Here is a 15,431-nt window from a genome sequence, read left to right as displayed (position 1 = left end):
CCTCTCGCTTGCCCGCACCATACGCCGCACACCGGGTATGGCAAGGGGGAGGTTGCGCGCGCGGCGCGACATCCCCCCGTCACGCAAGACCCGGACGAACCCGCTTGCGCGCGCTGCGGTGCCGGGGCACTCTCGCTCCGCCGATGGCTTCGGGAAGGGACGGGCGCAATGATCAGGGTGCGGGGCATGGAGGGGCAGCGCGCGGCGGTTCTGGGCCTCGGGCGCTCGGGGCTTTCCGCGGCGCGCGCGCTCTTGGCGGGCGGGGCCGGGGTGGTGGTCTGGGACGACAACCCCGAGAGCCGCGCGCGCGCCGAGGCCGAGGGCCTCGCCGTCACGGACCTCACCCGCGCCGGGGCCTTTGACGGTATCGCCAGCCTCGTCACCAGCCCCGGCATCCCCCATCTCTACCCCGCGCCGCATCCCGCCATTGCGGCGGCCACGGCCGCGGGCGTGCCGGTCGACAACGATATCGGTCTCTTCTTCCGCTCGCTCGCCACGCCCGAGTGGGACGGGTTCGAGCAGCCGCCCAAGGTCATCGCCGTCACCGGCTCGAACGGCAAATCCACCACGTCGGCACTCATTCACCACATTCTGACCGAGGCGGGCCATCCCGCGCAGCTTGCCGGGAATATCGGGCGCGGCGTGCTCGATCTCGACCCGCCCGGAGAGGGCGGCGTGGTGGTGCTGGAGCTCAGCAGCTACCAGACCGATCTTGCCCGCGCGCTTACCCCCGATATCGCCCTTTTCACCAATTTCTCACCTGACCACCTTGACCGTCACGGCGGGCTTGGCGGCTATTTCGCGGCCAAGCGGCGGCTCTTTGCGGAGGGCGGACCGGACCGCGCCGTGATCGGCGTGGACGAGCCCGAGGGGCGCTATCTTGCCGGTCAACTCTCCGAAGCGCCGGGCGATGACCGGGTGATCCGCATCTCGGTCAGCGGCAAGCTGACCGGCCCCGGCTGGACGGTCTTTGCCCGCAAGGGGTTTCTGAGCGAATACCGCAAGGGCCGTCAGGTGGGGGCCATCGACCTGCGCGCCATCCCCGGCCTGCCCGGCGCGCATAACCACCAGAACGCCTGCGCCGCCTATGCCGCCTGCCGCAGCCTTGGCCTTGCCCCGCGCGTGATCGAGGCGGGCTTGCACAGTTTCAGGGGCCTGCCACACCGCTCGCAGCTTGTGGCCGAGGCGGACGGCGTGCGCTTTGTCAACGACAGCAAGGCCACCAACGTGGACAGCGCGCTGAAGGCGCTTCTGGCCTTCGAGCGCATCCGCTGGATCTGCGGCGGTCTGGAAAAGGAGGGCGGTCTGGGCGCGCTTGCCCCCGCCCTGCCCCATGTCGCCAAGGCCTATGTGATCGGGCGCGAGGCGGCGCAGTTTGCCATGGGGCTTGCGGGGGTGGAGGTCGAGATCTGCACCACCATGGCCCGCGCGGTCGACCGCGCCATGGCCGAGGCGCAGCCGGGCGAGGTGGTACTGCTCGCCCCCGCCGCCGCCAGCTTTGACCAATACGACAATTTCGAGAAGCGCGGCGAGGATTTCATGGCCGAGGTGCGGGCCCGGCTTGGTCCAGAGGCCTGAGCGCCGCCCCGGTTCAGCCCCGGCGCGGCCTGTCGATCACCTCGGCTTCGGTCACGACCATGTCGAGGGGTTGATCCGTAGGCTCCAGCGGCAGGCCCTCGGCCTCCTGCGCGCCATAGGCAAAGCCGATGGCAAGGGTCGGGCGCAGGGCGCGCAGCCCTTGCAGCGTCCGGTCGTAGAACCCGCCGCCATAGCCCAGCCGCCCGCCCGCGCGGTCAAACGCCACCAGCGGCACGATCAGGATTTCGGGTGTGATGAAGTCATTCACCTCCGGCACCTTTGCCCCGAACGGCCCGTCGCGCAGCGCGCAGCCCGGTGACCACCTTGAAAACTGCAAAGGTAGCCCCGCCCCCTCGATCACCGGCACCGCAACAGGGCCATGCGCGGCGGCCTCGGCCATGGCGGGCAGGGGGTCGATCTCGGAGCGGATCGGCATGTAGCCCGCCAGCGGCACGCCGCGATAGCCTGCCAGCACCGACGACAAAAGCGCCGCCGCACCCGGCGGGCAGGCGCGGTGCGCGGCGGCGCGGCGGGCCAGGGCCGCCTTGCGCGCGGCGGCCTTGGCATCGGCCAGATCGCTCATAGCAGCACCAGCGAGGCAAGGCCCAGAAAGGTGAGAAACCCCACCACATCGGTGATCGTGGTCACGAACGGCCCCGAAGCAAGCGCGGGGTCGATCCCTGCGCGCTCGAGCGCCATGGGAATGGCGATTCCGCCAAACGCCGCGGCCACCAGCGTGAGCAGCATGGACACTGCGATCACGGCGGCCAGCACCGGCACACCGAACCAGACCCCCGCCACAAGCGCCATCACCACGCCGAAAACGGCACCATTGGCCGCGCCCACGGTGATCTCGCGTCCGATCATCCGCAGCGCGTTGCGCGCGGTCAGGTCGCGCGTGGCCAGCGCCCGCACCGCCACCGTCATCGTCTGCGTGCCCGCATTGCCGCCCATCGAGGCGACGATGGGCATGAGCACCGCCAAGGCAACCATCTGGTCGATCGTATCGGCGAAACGGTTGATCACCAGAGAGGCAAGGATCGCCGTCAGCAGGTTCACGAAAAGCCACAGCGCCCGGTTGCGGATCGTCACCATCAGCGGCCCGGAAAAGCCGCCCTCTTCGCCCACACCGGCAAGGCGCAGGATGTCCTCCTCGTGTTCCTCGTCCAGAACGATCATCGCATCGTCGATGGTGATGACGCCCACAAGCCGCCCGGCCTCGTCCACCACCGGCGCGGAAATCAGGTGATACTGGTTGAAGGCATAGGCGACATCGGCCTCTTCATCGGTCACCTTGAAGAGGTGAAACGTCTCTTCCACCAGATCGCGCAACGGCACCGCGCGGCGCGAGGCCATCAGGCGTCCAAGCGTGACATTGCCCACCGGGTGCAGGCGCGGATCGACCAGAGTGACATGATAGAACTGTTCGGGCAATTCCTCGGCATTGCGCAGAAAATCAATGGCCTCGCCCACGCTCCAGTGTTCGGGGGCCATGACCACCTCGCGCTGCATGAGGCGACCGGCGGAATATTCCGGATAGGTGAGCGATTGCTCGACGGCGACGCGGTCGCTATCCTCGAGAATGTCGAGGATCGCGGCCTGCTGGTCGTCCTCCAGATCCTCGACAAGGTCCACCACATCGTCGGAATCAAGCTCGCGCACCGCCTCGGCCAGAACCTCGGGCGTCAGCAGGCCGATGACCTCCTCGCGGATCGATTCGTCCAGTTCCGACAGGATCTCGCCGTCGAATTCCTGCCCGTAAAGCGTGATCAGGCGGCGCCGGTCATAGGCGTTGATCTGTTCGAGAAGGTCGGCGATGTCGGCGGCGTGGAGCGGCTCCATCTCGGACCACAGAAGATCGCGGTCCTCTGTGTCGAGCGCATACATGATGCGCGAGATGCGCGCGCGGCTGAGCGGCGTGTCATCCTCGGCCTCGGGGGCCGTATCGGGGGTCAGGTCGTCATCGGTCTCGGCCATGGTCTCCCCTTTCGCGCGGTCGGTGTCGTCTTGCGCCTGAATAGGGAGTGCGGGCGCGGAAAACAATCGCAGGGACCGAGATTTACCGCGCAGGCGGACGCGCTACTTTCTTCGAACAACGAGAAAGGAGCCGCCCATGACCGATCCCGCCCGCCATCTCTCGGAGGCCATTGCCGCCATAGATGCGGCCTTCGGGCCGGGCTATGCGCGTGATCATCCCGAACTCGTGGCCGCGATGGTGCAGAGCGCCACCATCGAGGCGGCGGTGGCCAAGGGATACGGCGCGCATCAGGAGGCGCTGGCGGCAGCGCGCGAGATCAGCGCGGAGATGGGTGCGACAATCCTGAAGCTCAAGCCGCGCATCTTCGGCTGAGATCAGGCCAGGCGCGACAGGATTTCCAGCGCCGCCGCGTGTTGCTCGGGGCCTGCCGCCGCGACGGCGCGCCCGCCCTCATGCACAGGGTCGCCGTTCCAGTCGGTCACGATGCCGCCTGCGGCCTCGATCACGGCGATCGGGGCCTGAATGTCATAGGCCGCCAGCCCCGCCTCCACCACCAGATCGATCTGTCCGGCGGCGAGCAGCGCATAGGCATAGCAATCGAGCCCGTAGCGCGTCAGCTTCACCTGCCGCGACAGGGCGGCGAAAGCGGCCCCCTCCTCGGGACTGCCCACTTCGGGGAAGGTGGTGAAGAGCACGCACTCTGCCAGTGGCCGGTTGCCACGGGTGCGCAAGACGCGCGTGCCCTGCGGCCCGGTCATCCGGGCGCGGCCAAAGCCGCCCTCGAACCGCTCGCCGATATAGGGTTGATCAATGAGACCGTAGATCGGGCCGCTGCCGTTCGCCACCGCGACCAGCACCCCCCAGGTGGGCGCGCCCGCCATGAAGGCACGGGTGCCGTCGATCGGATCAAGCACCCAGGTCAGGCCACTTTGACCGGCCTGCGCGCCGTATTCCTCACCCAGGATACCATCCTCGGGGCGCATCCGCGCCAGCACGGCGCGCATCGCGCGCTCGGCGGCGCGGTCGGCGGCCGTCACGGGATCGAACCCGCCCGAGGCGTGCTTGTTCTCGGTATCGAGCGCATCGCCCCTGAAATACGGCAGGATCGTCGCCCGCGCGGCATCTGCCAGCGCGTGCGCCGTTGTCATGATCGCATCGTGATCCATTGTCCGGCCCCACCACAGTCTTTGTGGGTGCCATAGCCTGCGGGGCGGTTGGCCTCAAGCCACCTCGCTCAACACGCGGGCAAGATCGAACAGGCGGCGGCGCTGGTTTTCCGGGATCGCGTAATAGGAGCGCACCAGATCGAGCGCCTCCTTGTCACCGATGATATCGGCCGGAAGCGTCGTCCCGCCGCCCTCTTCCTTGGTGAGTCCGTCGAAAAAGAACGAAACGTCCACCTCGAGAGCCTCGGCGATATCCCAGAGCCGGGATGCGCTCACACGATTCGCGCCGGTCTCGTATTTCTGGATCTGCTGAAACTTGATCCCGACCGCCTCTGCCAGTTGTTGCTGGGTCATACCCGTCAGCCAACGGCGGTGACGGATCTGCTTTCCAACATGGACATCCACGGGGTGCGGCATGTTCTTTCCTCTCAATAAAGTACCTGACAAAGACACGGGCGATCACATCCCCGTGTCGACAAACGACCGCCACGCATCCCAGCAGCGTCAGCGCGACCCTACCAAAATTCCTTTGCGTTACAAGATTTTTCGCGCTTACCGCGAGGGATTTGATCAAAGGTCCCGCAATTTATGCGGGTATGTACCCGATTGGATAGAACCTTACGTAACGTCATCATCACGTAAGCATCACATGGCCCGCAGACGCGCGAATCGGATAGACAGACACGCCGCACCCGCTTACCCACAACGCCCAGGCAAAACCGGAGGATCGCCATGCGCGCCTATCACATCGCCCGGACAGGGGCCGCCCCCACCATGGCCGAAATCGTCGCGCCAACCCCCGGACCGGGTGAGATCGGCGTCAGGATCGCCGCCTGCGGTCTCAACTTCGCGGACCTGCTGATGATAGAGGGCCGGTATCAGGACACGCCCGAGGCCCCCTTTACCCTCGGCATGGAGGTGGCGGGCACCGTCGAGACACTTGGCCCCGGCGTCGAGGGGCTGGCACGCGGCGACCGGGTGGCGGTGTTCGGCGGTCAGGGGGGGCTTGCCGAATTCGGCACCTTCCCGGCGGCGCGCGCCGTGCTCCTGCCCGAGGCAATGGGATTTATCGACGCCGCCGCCTTTCAGATCGCCTATGGCACCAGCCATGTCGCGCTCGACCACAAGGCGCGGCTTCAGCAGGGCGAGACGCTGCTCGTTCTCGGCGCGGCGGGGGGCGTGGGCCTGACGGCGGTGGAGATCGGCAAGCTGATGGGCGCGCGGGTCATCGCCTGCGCGCGCGGTGAGGACAAGCTTGCAGTGGCGCGCGACGCAGGTGCCGATCACCTGATTGACGCGGCCAAGGACGATATCCGCGATACCTGCCGCGCACTTGGCGGGGTGGATGTGGTCTATGATCCGGTGGGCGGCGATCAGTTCAAGGCCGCGATGCGCGCCTGCCGCCCCGAGGCGCGGATTCTCAGCATCGGTTTTGCCAGTGGCGAGGTGCCGCAAATCCCCGCCAATCATCTTCTGGTCAAGAACCTGAGCGTGATGGGTCTCTATTGGGGTGGCTACCTGGCGTTCCGACCCGAGGTGGTGACCGACAGCCTGCGCCAGCTTCTGACCTGGTATGAGGCCGGGCAGTTGCGCCCACATGTCAGCCATGTCCTGCCACTGGACCGCGCGGGCGGGGCGCTCGAGTTGCTGCGCGCGCGCAAATCCACCGGCAAGGTCGTGGTCACGACCGCCCCCGGTCACGACGACAGGTAAGCCCCACCATTGACGTGCAAGCTCTGCCCGGTGGTATCGGCACCTCGGGGGCGCTCAGGCCGCGTCCGACTGCGCCGGGCGGGGCCGCGCCGCCACCGCCGCCTCGCAGCCGAAGCCCTGCCGCAGAAACCCGGCCATCGCCCCGATCAGCGGATCGCCGCCCGCGCGCGCATAGAGGTTGATTTTCTGCGCCCCAAGATCGGGGAGCGCATCGCCTGCCGCAATCGCTTCTTGCTGCGACGGGATCGAGGTCTCCAGCAGCGCCCCCACGGCAAGATCGGCGCTCACCAACGCCTCGACCGCGCGCACATCGTCCGAGATGACCGCCATTTCCCAGTCGATCCCCGCCGCATCGAGACGGCGCTCCACCACGCTGCGGAAAATGCAGGTGCGCGTGAAGGCAAGGCGCAGCGGGCGGCGCTTCCAGCAGTGCCCGCCCCGCGCCCCGCTCCAGCGCAGGGGGATTTCGGTCAGGGTCTCGCCGCCGGGCTCCACCCCTTCCTCGGTGGTCAGGATCAGGTCCATCTCGCCGCGCGCAAGCGCCGCACGCAACCGCACGGTATTGCTGGCGCGCAGGTTGACGTTGACACGCGGATAGGCGGCGTTGATCTGCTTGAGCACGCGCGGCACGACCGGGTAGACGATGTCATCCGGGATGCCGAGGCTCAACTCGCCCTCATAGACCGGCTCGGTCAGCCGCGCCACGGCCTCGTCATTGAGGTCGAGAATGCGCCGGGCATAGCGCAAAAGCTGCTCGCCCGAGGCCGTGAGCGCCACGCGCCGGTTGGCCCGGTCAAACAGCGCAAGCCCCAGCATCTCTTCCAGCCGCTTGATCTGCATCGAGACGGCGGATTGCGTGAGGTTGAGCATGGCCGCCGCCCGCGTGACGCCGCCATGATCGGCCACGGCGACGATCGCGCGCAGGGTGGCGATGTCGAGGTTGCGCATCGTTCAATCCTTGTGATGGTGCATTCCACAAACATTCATTTTCAAAATTGATCCGATTGCGCGAAAAGATCAACGCGAGAGATGGACCATGACCACCGCGTCACGTCAAGAGAAGGATAACCCATGTCGCCCCGCGCCCTTGCCCCCGCCCTGCCCTTTGACCTGCCGCACCGCTCTGCCGTTTTGCGCATGATCGCGGTCTGGCAGCAGCGCCGCGCGCTCGAGCGGCTGGATGACGCCGCGCTGGCCGATCTGGGCCTGACCCGCGCCGAGGCAAAGCACGAGGCGGGACGCCCGTTCTGGGACCTGCCTGCGTGATTCACGGGCCGTTGCGCGGCCCCCGCGCAAAAACATGTCGGAAACCGTCGGAAATACTTGAAACGCCCGCCTGCCTTGCCGATATTACCCCCAAAGCCCCGCGACGGGGTGGCCATTCAACTGGAGGTATCTATGGCAGAGTTCAACACAATCCGGACGGCGCCGGGCGTTCGCACCGCCGAGATTGACGCGGGCCTGCGCGCGCACATGAACAAGGTCTACGGCACCATGTCCGTCGGCATGCTCATCACCGCGCTGGCGGCATGGGCCATAGCCGGGCTGGCGGTGACCACCGATCCTTCGGCGGCCGCCGCGCAGCTTCCCAACGGCAAGCTGCTTTCGGGCCTTGGTGCGGCGCTTTATCTCTCGCCGCTCAAATGGGTGGTGATGCTGGCACCGCTTGCGTTCATCTTCCTTGGCTGGGGCGCTGTGATGCGCCGCGCGTCGGCTGCGGGCGTGCAGCTTGCCTTCTTCGGCTTCGCGGCGCTGATCGGTATCTCGCTCAGCTCGATCTTTCTGGTCTTTACCAGTTTCTCGATCGTGCAGACCTTTCTCGTGACGGCGATTGCCTTTGCCGGCCTCTCGCTCTGGGGCTACACCACGAAAAAGGACATCTCGGGCTGGGGCACCTTCCTGATCATGGGCGTGATCGGCCTGATCGTGGCGATGATCCTCAACATCTTCCTGCAATCGCCCGCGATGATGTTCGCCATCTCGGCCATCGGCCTGCTGATCTTCGCGGGGCTGACGGCCTTCTACACGCAGGAGATCAAGAGCACCTATGTCGCCCATGCCGCGCATGGCGATCAGGAATGGCTGGACAAGGCCGCCTATGACGGCGCGCTGAGCCTCTACATCAGCTTCCTGAACATGTTCCAGTTCCTGCTCATGTTCATGGGTCAGCAGGAATAGGTCCTGCCGAAAGATCATGTCGGGGGCCGGTCCGTGAGGACCGGCCCTTTTTCTTTGCGACCCGCGTCCTGACGTGCCACCAGGCCCGGATCGCAAGGCCGCCTGCCCGTCCTCGAAACGCAGCGATAGCGCCCCTCCCTCGGCGTCGGCCTGTCCTGCGCACACCGATACCGGCCTAATGCGTTCGTCTCGGGGGCACGGCAGAAGCCGTTTACAGACAAGGCGATTTCGGTAGAATAGGGGGGAGTGGAGCAGGAACAGACCGCCGAAGAATGCGCCGATGAGGCGCGGGATTGGAGGTGTGCGATGTGGACCAGTGCGCTTGACCGGCTGTTGCGCCATTTCTTCCGCCAGGGGCGGCTTCATGTGACATATCCCGACGGGGTGCGGCGCAGCTATGGCCCCGGCGATGGCCCCGAAATCTCCGTGGCGATGAGCGACCCGAGCCTGCCGCGCCGCATCGTGCTTTCGCCCGACATGGGGGTGGGAGAGGGGTATATGGACGGCTCCTTCACCGTCGAGGGCGATGATGTCTACGGCTTTCTCAGCCTTGCCATGGTCAACATCGCGGCACAGGGACAGCCCGCGTTCCGCCGCCCGCTCGAGGCGCTGCGCTGGCTCAAGCGGCGGTGGGATCAGTTCAACCCGGCGGCGCGCGCACAGGCCAACGTGGCGCATCATTATGACCTGTCGGGCGATCTCTACGATCTCTTCCTTGATGCGGACCGGCAATATTCCTGCGCCTATTTCGCACGTGAGGGCATGACCCTGGAAGAGGCGCAAGAGGCCAAGAAACAGCATATCGCCAAGAAGCTGCTGATAGAGCCGGGGATGCGCGTGCTCGATATCGGCTGCGGCTGGGGCGGTATGGGGTTGATGCTCGCGCGCGACTTCGGGGCCGATGTCACGGGCGTCACCCTCTCGCGCGAACAGCACGCCATGGCCAACATGCGCGCCGAAAAAGCGGGGCTGGCAGACCGGGCGCGGTTCGAGTTGATGGATTACCGCGACGTGACGGGACATTTCGACCGCATCGTGTCGGTGGGCATGTTCGAGCATGTCGGCGTGCCGCATTACGACGCCTATTTCGCCACGGTGCGGCGGCTTCTGGCCGATGACGGCGTGGCGCTCATCCACACGATCGGGCGCGCGGGGCCGCCTGCGGCGACAAGCCCGTGGATCCTCAAATACATCTTCCCCGGCGGTTACTGCCCGTCCATGTCCGAGGCGGTGTCGGCGGTGGAGCGGCACAAGCTGGTGACCACCGATGTCGAGGTCTGGCGTCTGCACTATGCCGAGACGCTGCGCGAATGGCGCGCGCGGTTCGAGGCCAATATCGACAAGGCGCGCGCGCTCTATGATGATCGGTTCTGCCGGATGTGGCGCTATTACCTCATTGCCAGCGAGCTGACCTTTCGGCTCTACAATCAGGTGGTGTTCCAGTTCCAGATGACACCGAAACAGGACGCGGTGCCGCTGACCCGCGACTACCTTTATCGGGACGAAGCGGCGGGGCTGAAGCGGGCGGCAGAATAGCCGCTCATGTCACCGGCGCGGCAAGGCGGGCAAAGCGCGCCTTCCACAGCGCCTCCTCGTATTCGCCCGCGGCCGTGCTGTCATGAACCACGCCGCCCCCCACGTCGAGCCGCGCCGCGCCCCCCTCCAGCATCAGCGTGCGGATGGCCACGTTGAATTCGGCGCGCCCATCGGGGGCGGCCCAGCCGATGGTGCCGCAATAGATGTCGCGCGCGCGCGCCTCGACCCCGGCGAGGATCTCCATCGCGCGGATCTTGGGCGCGCCGGTGATCGAGCCGCAGGGAAAGAGCGCGCCGAGGATCGCGGCAAGGCCCGTGCCGGGCAAAAGCCGCGCGGTGATGCGCGAGGTCATCTGGTGGACGGTCTCATAGCTCTCGACGGTGAAAAGCTCGGGCACTCGGACAGAGCCGGACAGGCTCACCCGGCTGATATCGTTGCGCAAAAGGTCCACGATCATCAGGTTTTCGGCGCGGTTCTTCTCGTCCGATTGCAGGAAGAAGCGCCGCCGCGCATCCTCGGCCGGGTCGGTGCTGCGGGGTTGCGTGCCCTTCATGGGGCGCGTCTCGATCCCGCCTGCGGCATCGGTGCGAAAGAAAAGCTCGGGCGAGCGCGACAGGATCGCGGGCAAGCCGTCGGCCTCGATCAGGGCACCATAACGCACCGGCTGCACTGCGGCGAGCGCGGCAAAAAGCGCCTGCGCGCTGCCGGTGGCGGCAAGGGCAAGCGGAAAGGTCAGGTTGGCCTGATAGATGTCGCCCGCGCCTATCAGCGCGTGAACCCGCGCGAAGGCCTGCGCATAGCGCGCGGCGTCCCAGTCGGGCCGTGCGCGGCCCAGTGCGGCGCGACAGGCGGCCAGCGCCGCCGCCGCCTGCGGGCCATCATAGACCCCGAACTGCAAGAGCGGCAGGCGGCGGCGTGCGGGCATCAGAGGCAAAAGGCGCGGCTCGAGCGCGAAGCCCATCTCGTAGCTGGCAAAGCCCGCGACCCAGGCCCCACCCGCCCGCGCCGCATCGAGCGCGGCAAGCGCAGGTGCCACCTCCGCCGCCTCCTGCGCCACGATGAGGCGCTCGGGGGCAGCAAAGGCGCAAGCCGCCCCGTCGGGGCCGTGGTCGAACCTGATCCGCATGATGACTCCGCCAGCGTGGTAGGGGCTATTTAGCCTTGCTACCCGCACGCGCCACCCACAAAAACGTCGCTTTGCCACGGATTCGCGCAGGGGGATGGCGTTGACAGCGTGGCTGGCGCGCGCGACGCTGGCGCGCGAGGGGCGTGCACGGAGCGGGGACATGGCAGCGAGGGTCAAACGGCACGCGGGGGCAGCCGTGCTTGCACTCTTGGCAGGGGCCGCGGGGGCCGGGCCGGTTTCGCTCGGGTTCGAGGGATATGGTGCGGGCGCGGCCCCGCCCGAGATGGCCGAGGACGGATTTCGCCTCGTGACGCGCAACCTCGTGATCTCGGGCCCCGGCAAATCGGGCGACGGCACCGACGGGCCACATGAAATAGAGGGCGGGATGGGCGCGCCCGGCGCGCTGGCGATCCTGCGCGACGCGCCCTTCACCTTCGTCTCGCTCGACTGGCAGGCCGAGGCGGGCACGCCGGTGATCCGGGCCGAGGGCTATCTGGGCGCGCATCTGGTGGCGCGCGAGCAATTCACCTCGAGCGAGGCCGGTTACGTGACCTTCGAGGCCGGGGCGCTGGCCGGGCAGGTGATCGACCGGCTGATCCTTTATCCGCAGCGCGATGGCGCGGGGATGGGCGCGCTCGACCGGGTGATTCTCGATACCGCGCCGGAGGGTCCGGGCATGTCCTGAGGGCCGGTCGGCAATGCCCCTTGCGCCCCGGCGGACGATAGCTATAACCCCCGAGAATTTGGGCGCGCGGCCCCTTCGGCCTGCGCCCGCTGCCAGCCGTCAGGGGACCGACATGCCGAAGAGAACCGATATCAAATCCATCATGATCATCGGCGCGGGGCCCATCATCATCGGACAGGCCTGCGAGTTCGACTATTCCGGCGCTCAGGCCTGCAAGGCGCTGCGCGAAGAGGGTTACCGCGTCATCCTCGTGAACTCCAACCCCGCCACGATCATGACCGATCCGGGGCTGGCGGACGCCACCTATATCGAACCGATCACGCCCGAGGTGGTCGCGCGCATCATCGAGAAGGAACGCCCCGATGCGCTCTTGCCCACGATGGGCGGGCAGACGGGCCTCAACACCGCGCTGGCGGTGGCCGATATGGGCGTGCTGGAAAAATTCGGCGTGGAGTTGATCGGTGCCAACCGGCAGGCCATCGAAATGGCCGAGGATCGCAAGCTTTTCCGCGAGGCGATGGACCGGCTCGGCATCGAGAACCCCAAGGCCACCATCGCCAACACCATGGAAGAGTGCATGGCGGCGATTGATTACGTGGGCCTGCCCGCGATCATCCGTCCGGCCTTTACCCTTGGCGGAACGGGGGGCGGCATCGCCTATAACCGCGACGATTACATCCATTTCTGCAAATCCGGCCTCGATGCCTCGCCCGTGAGCCAGATCCTGATCGACGAGAGCCTTCTGGGCTGGAAGGAATTCGAGATGGAGGTGGTCCGCGACCGCGCGGATAACGCGATCATCGTCTGTTCCATCGAAAACGTCGATCCGATGGGCGTGCATACGGGCGATTCGATCACCGTGGCCCCGGCGCTGACGCTGACCGACAAGGAATACCAGATGATGCGCAACGGCTCCATCGCCGTCTTGCGCGAGATCGGGGTGGAGACGGGTGGGTCCAACGTGCAGTGGGCGATCAACCCCGCCGATGGCCGCATGGTGGTGATCGAGATGAACCCGCGCGTGTCGCGGTCTTCGGCGCTGGCATCCAAGGCCACCGGTTTCCCGATTGCCAAGATCGCGGCCAAGCTGGCCGTGGGCTATACGCTGGATGAGTTGGACAACGACATCACGAGGGTGACGCCCGCCAGTTTCGAGCCGACGATTGATTATGTCGTCACCAAGATCCCACGCTTTGCCTTCGAGAAGTTCCCCGGAGCCAAGCCGCATCTCACCACCGCGATGAAATCGGTGGGTGAGGCGATGGCGATTGGCCGCACCATCCACGAGAGCCTGCAAAAGGCGCTTGCCTCGATGGAGACGGGCCTCACGGGCTTTGACGAAATCGCCATCGAGGGTGCCCCCGAGAAGGCCGCGATCACCCGCGCCCTCTCGGTGGCCACCCCTGACCGGATGCGCACCATCGCGCAGGCGATGCGCCATGGCCTGACAGATGACGAAATCAACGCCGCCACGGCCTATGATCCGTGGTTCCTCGCCCGCATCCGCGAGATCGTCGAGGCCGAGGAACGTATCCGCCGCGACGGCCTGCCCGTGACCGAGGAGGGCCTGCGCCGCCTCAAGATGATGGGCTTTACCGATGCGCGGCTGGCCACGCTGACGGGCCGCGACGAGGATCAGGTGCGCCGCGCGCGCCGGAACCTTGGCGTGCACGCCGTGTTCAAGCGCATCGACACCTGCGCCGCCGAATTCGAGGCACAGACGCCCTATATGTATTCCACCTACGAGGCCCCGATGATGGGCGAGGTGGAATGCGAGGCGCGCCCCTCGGACCGCAAGAAGGTGGTGATCCTCGGCGGCGGCCCCAACCGGATCGGACAGGGGATCGAGTTCGATTATTGCTGCTGTCACGCCTGCTTCGCGCTCTCGGACGTGGGCTACGAGACGATCATGATCAACTGCAACCCCGAGACGGTCAGCACCGATTACGACACCTCCGACCGGCTTTACTTCGAGCCGCTCACCTTCGAGCATGTCATGGAAATTCTGCGCGTGGAGCAGGAGCGCGGCACGCTGCACGGGGTGATCGTGCAATTCGGCGGGCAGACGCCCCTGAAACTCGCCCGCGCGCTCGAGGCCGAGGGCATCCCCATTCTCGGCACCACGCCCGACGCGATTGATCTGGCCGAGGACCGCGAGCGGTTTCAGGCGCTCGTTACCCGGTTGGGGCTGAAACAGCCGCATAACGGCATCGCCAGCACGGATGCGCAGGCGCTGGCCATCGCCGAGGAAATCGGCTTTCCGCTGGTGATCCGCCCGTCCTATGTTCTGGGCGGCCGCGCGATGGAGATCGTGCGCGACATGGCCCATCTGGAGCGCTACATTTCCGAGGCGGTGGTCGTGTCGGGCAAAAGCCCGGTGCTGCTTGACAGTTATCTCTCGGGGGCCATCGAATGCGATGTCGATGCGCTCTGCGACGGTACCCGCGTGCATGTCGCGGGCATCATGCAGCATATCGAGGAGGCGGGCGTGCATTCGGGCGATTCCGCCTGCTCGCTGCCGCCCTATTCGCTCTCGCGCGCGATCATCGACGAGATCACCCGCCAGACCGAGGCGCTGGCGCGCGCGCTTGGCGTCGTGGGCCTGATGAACGTGCAATTCGCGGTCAAGGGCGATGACATCTACCTGATCGAGGTGAACCCGCGCGCCAGCCGCACCGTGCCGTTCGTGGCCAAGGCCACGGATTCGGCCATTGCCTCCATCGCCGCGCGGCTCATGGCGGGCGAAAGCCTTGAGGCATTTCCGCATCGCGGCCCCTATCCGCGCGATACGCGCCCCGGCACCCTGCCGATGGCTGACCAGATGACGCTGGCGGACCCGGACATGCCGTGGTTCTCGGTCAAGGAGGCGGTGCTGCCCTTTGCCCGCTTCCCCGGCGTCGATACGATCCTTGGCCCCGAAATGCGCTCTACCGGTGAGGTGATGGGATGGGACGTGTCGTTCCCGCGCGCCTTTCTCAAGGCGCAGATGGGCGCGGGCGTGACCCTGCCCGAAGGCGGCACGGTGTTCGTGTCGGTGCGCGACAGCGACAAGACCGCGCAACTGATCGACACGGCGGACATCCTCACCAGCCTTGGCTTCGCGCTTGTCGCCACGCGCGGCACGGGTGCCTTCCTCACGGAGAAGGGGATCGCCTGCGAGGTGGTCAACAAGGTCTATGAGGGCCGCCCCAACATCGTGGACATGCTCAAGGATGGCGCGATTGCTCTGGTGATGAACACCACCGAGGGCGCGCAGGCGGTCGAGGACAGCCGCGAGATCCGTGCGGTCGCGCTTTATGACCGCATCCCCTATTTCACCACGCTGGCGGGCTCTCACGCGGCCGCACAGGCGATCCGGGCACGGCGCGAGGGCGTGCTCGAGGTGATGCCGTTGCAGGGTATACCGGCCTGATCGGCGGGCTCCGTCATCGCCTGACGGGGCCTGTCAAGGCGGGCGCGCGATGCCGGTTC

At 66.7% G+C, this 15,431-nt stretch carries 14 protein-coding genes; 8 read left to right on the top strand and 6 right to left on the bottom strand.

What is annotated here, in order from left to right; all coding sequences use genetic code 11:
- The first annotated feature begins 168 nt into the window (after positions 1–168).
- The gene (gene murD, locus ACSSV8_RS13545) at positions 169–1,578 is read left to right on the top strand and encodes a UDP-N-acetylmuramoyl-L-alanine--D-glutamate ligase (protein ID WP_454282786.1); all 1,410 of its coding nucleotides are present in this window, start codon (positions 169–171) and stop codon (positions 1,576–1,578) included.
- A gap of 13 nt (positions 1,579–1,591) precedes the next feature.
- On the opposite strand, the gene ACSSV8_RS13540 is transcribed toward murD, so the two are convergent.
- Together ACSSV8_RS13540 and mgtE are read right to left on the bottom strand one after the other, a co-directional pair.
- Positions 1,592–2,161 (bottom strand): 5-formyltetrahydrofolate cyclo-ligase, encoded by a 570-nt coding sequence (locus ACSSV8_RS13540; RefSeq protein WP_454282785.1) that lies wholly within the window; start codon positions 2,159–2,161, stop codon positions 1,592–1,594.
- Complete coding sequence (gene mgtE / locus ACSSV8_RS13535; RefSeq protein WP_454282784.1) at positions 2,158–3,555, bottom strand: magnesium transporter; 1,398 nt, start codon at positions 3,553–3,555, stop codon at positions 2,158–2,160. The genes ACSSV8_RS13540 and mgtE overlap by 4 nt, the downstream gene beginning before the upstream one ends.
- A 136-nt stretch (positions 3,556–3,691) precedes the next feature.
- On the opposite strand from mgtE, the gene ACSSV8_RS13530 reads away from it, so the two are divergent.
- Positions 3,692–3,928, top strand: coding sequence for a hypothetical protein (locus tag ACSSV8_RS13530; protein WP_454282783.1), 237 nt, complete (start codon positions 3,692–3,694; stop codon positions 3,926–3,928).
- Positions 3,929–3,930: 2 nt separating this feature from the next.
- Here the strand turns inward: ACSSV8_RS13530 and ACSSV8_RS13525 are convergent, their stop codons facing one another.
- Positions 3,931–4,722, bottom strand: a complete 792-nt coding sequence (locus tag ACSSV8_RS13525; protein ID WP_454282782.1) for an inositol monophosphatase family protein — start codon at positions 4,720–4,722, stop codon at positions 3,931–3,933.
- Between the two features lie 54 nt (positions 4,723–4,776).
- Positions 4,777–5,139: a helix-turn-helix domain-containing protein gene (locus tag ACSSV8_RS13520; protein ID WP_454282781.1), complete on the bottom strand. Its 363-nt coding sequence runs from the start codon at positions 5,137–5,139 to the stop codon at positions 4,777–4,779.
- A 315-nt stretch (positions 5,140–5,454) separates the two neighbouring features.
- Between ACSSV8_RS13520 and ACSSV8_RS13515 the strand changes: the two genes are divergently transcribed.
- Positions 5,455–6,435 (top strand): NADPH:quinone oxidoreductase family protein, encoded by a 981-nt coding sequence (locus ACSSV8_RS13515; protein WP_454282780.1) that lies wholly within the window; start codon positions 5,455–5,457, stop codon positions 6,433–6,435.
- Positions 6,436–6,489: 54 nt separating this feature from the next.
- On the opposite strand, the gene ACSSV8_RS13510 is transcribed toward ACSSV8_RS13515, so the two are convergent.
- On the bottom strand, positions 6,490–7,383 hold the full coding sequence (locus ACSSV8_RS13510; protein ID WP_354539210.1) for a LysR family transcriptional regulator: 894 nt from the start codon (positions 7,381–7,383) through the stop codon (positions 6,490–6,492).
- Between the two features lie 123 nt (positions 7,384–7,506).
- Between ACSSV8_RS13510 and ACSSV8_RS13505 the strand changes: the two genes are divergently transcribed.
- The 3 genes from ACSSV8_RS13505 (at position 7,507) to ACSSV8_RS13495 (ending at position 10,149) form a co-directional block, all read left to right on the top strand.
- Positions 7,507–7,701 carry a DUF1127 domain-containing protein gene (locus tag ACSSV8_RS13505; RefSeq protein WP_354539211.1) on the top strand — a complete coding sequence of 65 codons (195 nt, stop codon included), beginning with the start codon at positions 7,507–7,509 and terminating at the stop codon, positions 7,699–7,701.
- A 132-nt stretch (positions 7,702–7,833) separates the two neighbouring features.
- Positions 7,834–8,613, top strand: coding sequence for a Bax inhibitor-1/YccA family protein (locus tag ACSSV8_RS13500; RefSeq protein WP_354539212.1), 780 nt, complete (start codon positions 7,834–7,836; stop codon positions 8,611–8,613).
- Positions 8,614–8,919: 306 nt separating this feature from the next.
- A complete protein-coding gene (locus ACSSV8_RS13495; protein ID WP_354539312.1) occupies positions 8,920–10,149 on the top strand; it encodes a cyclopropane-fatty-acyl-phospholipid synthase family protein in 1,230 nt (409 codons plus the stop codon).
- 4 nt (positions 10,150–10,153) lie between these two features.
- Here ACSSV8_RS13495 and ACSSV8_RS13490 read toward each other — a convergent pair whose 3' ends face one another.
- Positions 10,154–11,275, bottom strand: coding sequence for an aminodeoxychorismate synthase component I (locus ACSSV8_RS13490; protein WP_454282779.1), 1,122 nt, complete (start codon positions 11,273–11,275; stop codon positions 10,154–10,156).
- Between the two features lie 160 nt (positions 11,276–11,435).
- Here ACSSV8_RS13490 and ACSSV8_RS13485 point away from each other — a divergent pair, with 160 nt between their 5' ends.
- Positions 11,436–11,960: a hypothetical protein gene (locus ACSSV8_RS13485; RefSeq protein ID WP_454282778.1), complete on the top strand. Its 525-nt coding sequence runs from the start codon at positions 11,436–11,438 to the stop codon at positions 11,958–11,960.
- 112 nt (positions 11,961–12,072) lie between these two features.
- Entirely contained in the window at positions 12,073–15,372 is a 3,300-nt protein-coding gene (gene carB, locus ACSSV8_RS13480; RefSeq protein WP_454282777.1) for a carbamoyl-phosphate synthase large subunit, read from the top strand.
- The last annotated feature ends 59 nt before the right edge of the window (positions 15,373–15,431 follow it).

This window comes from Roseovarius sp. MBR-79 (genome assembly GCF_053628555.1).
Note: the sequence above shows the minus strand (reverse complement) of the source record. Positions and strands in the feature narration are given on the sequence as shown.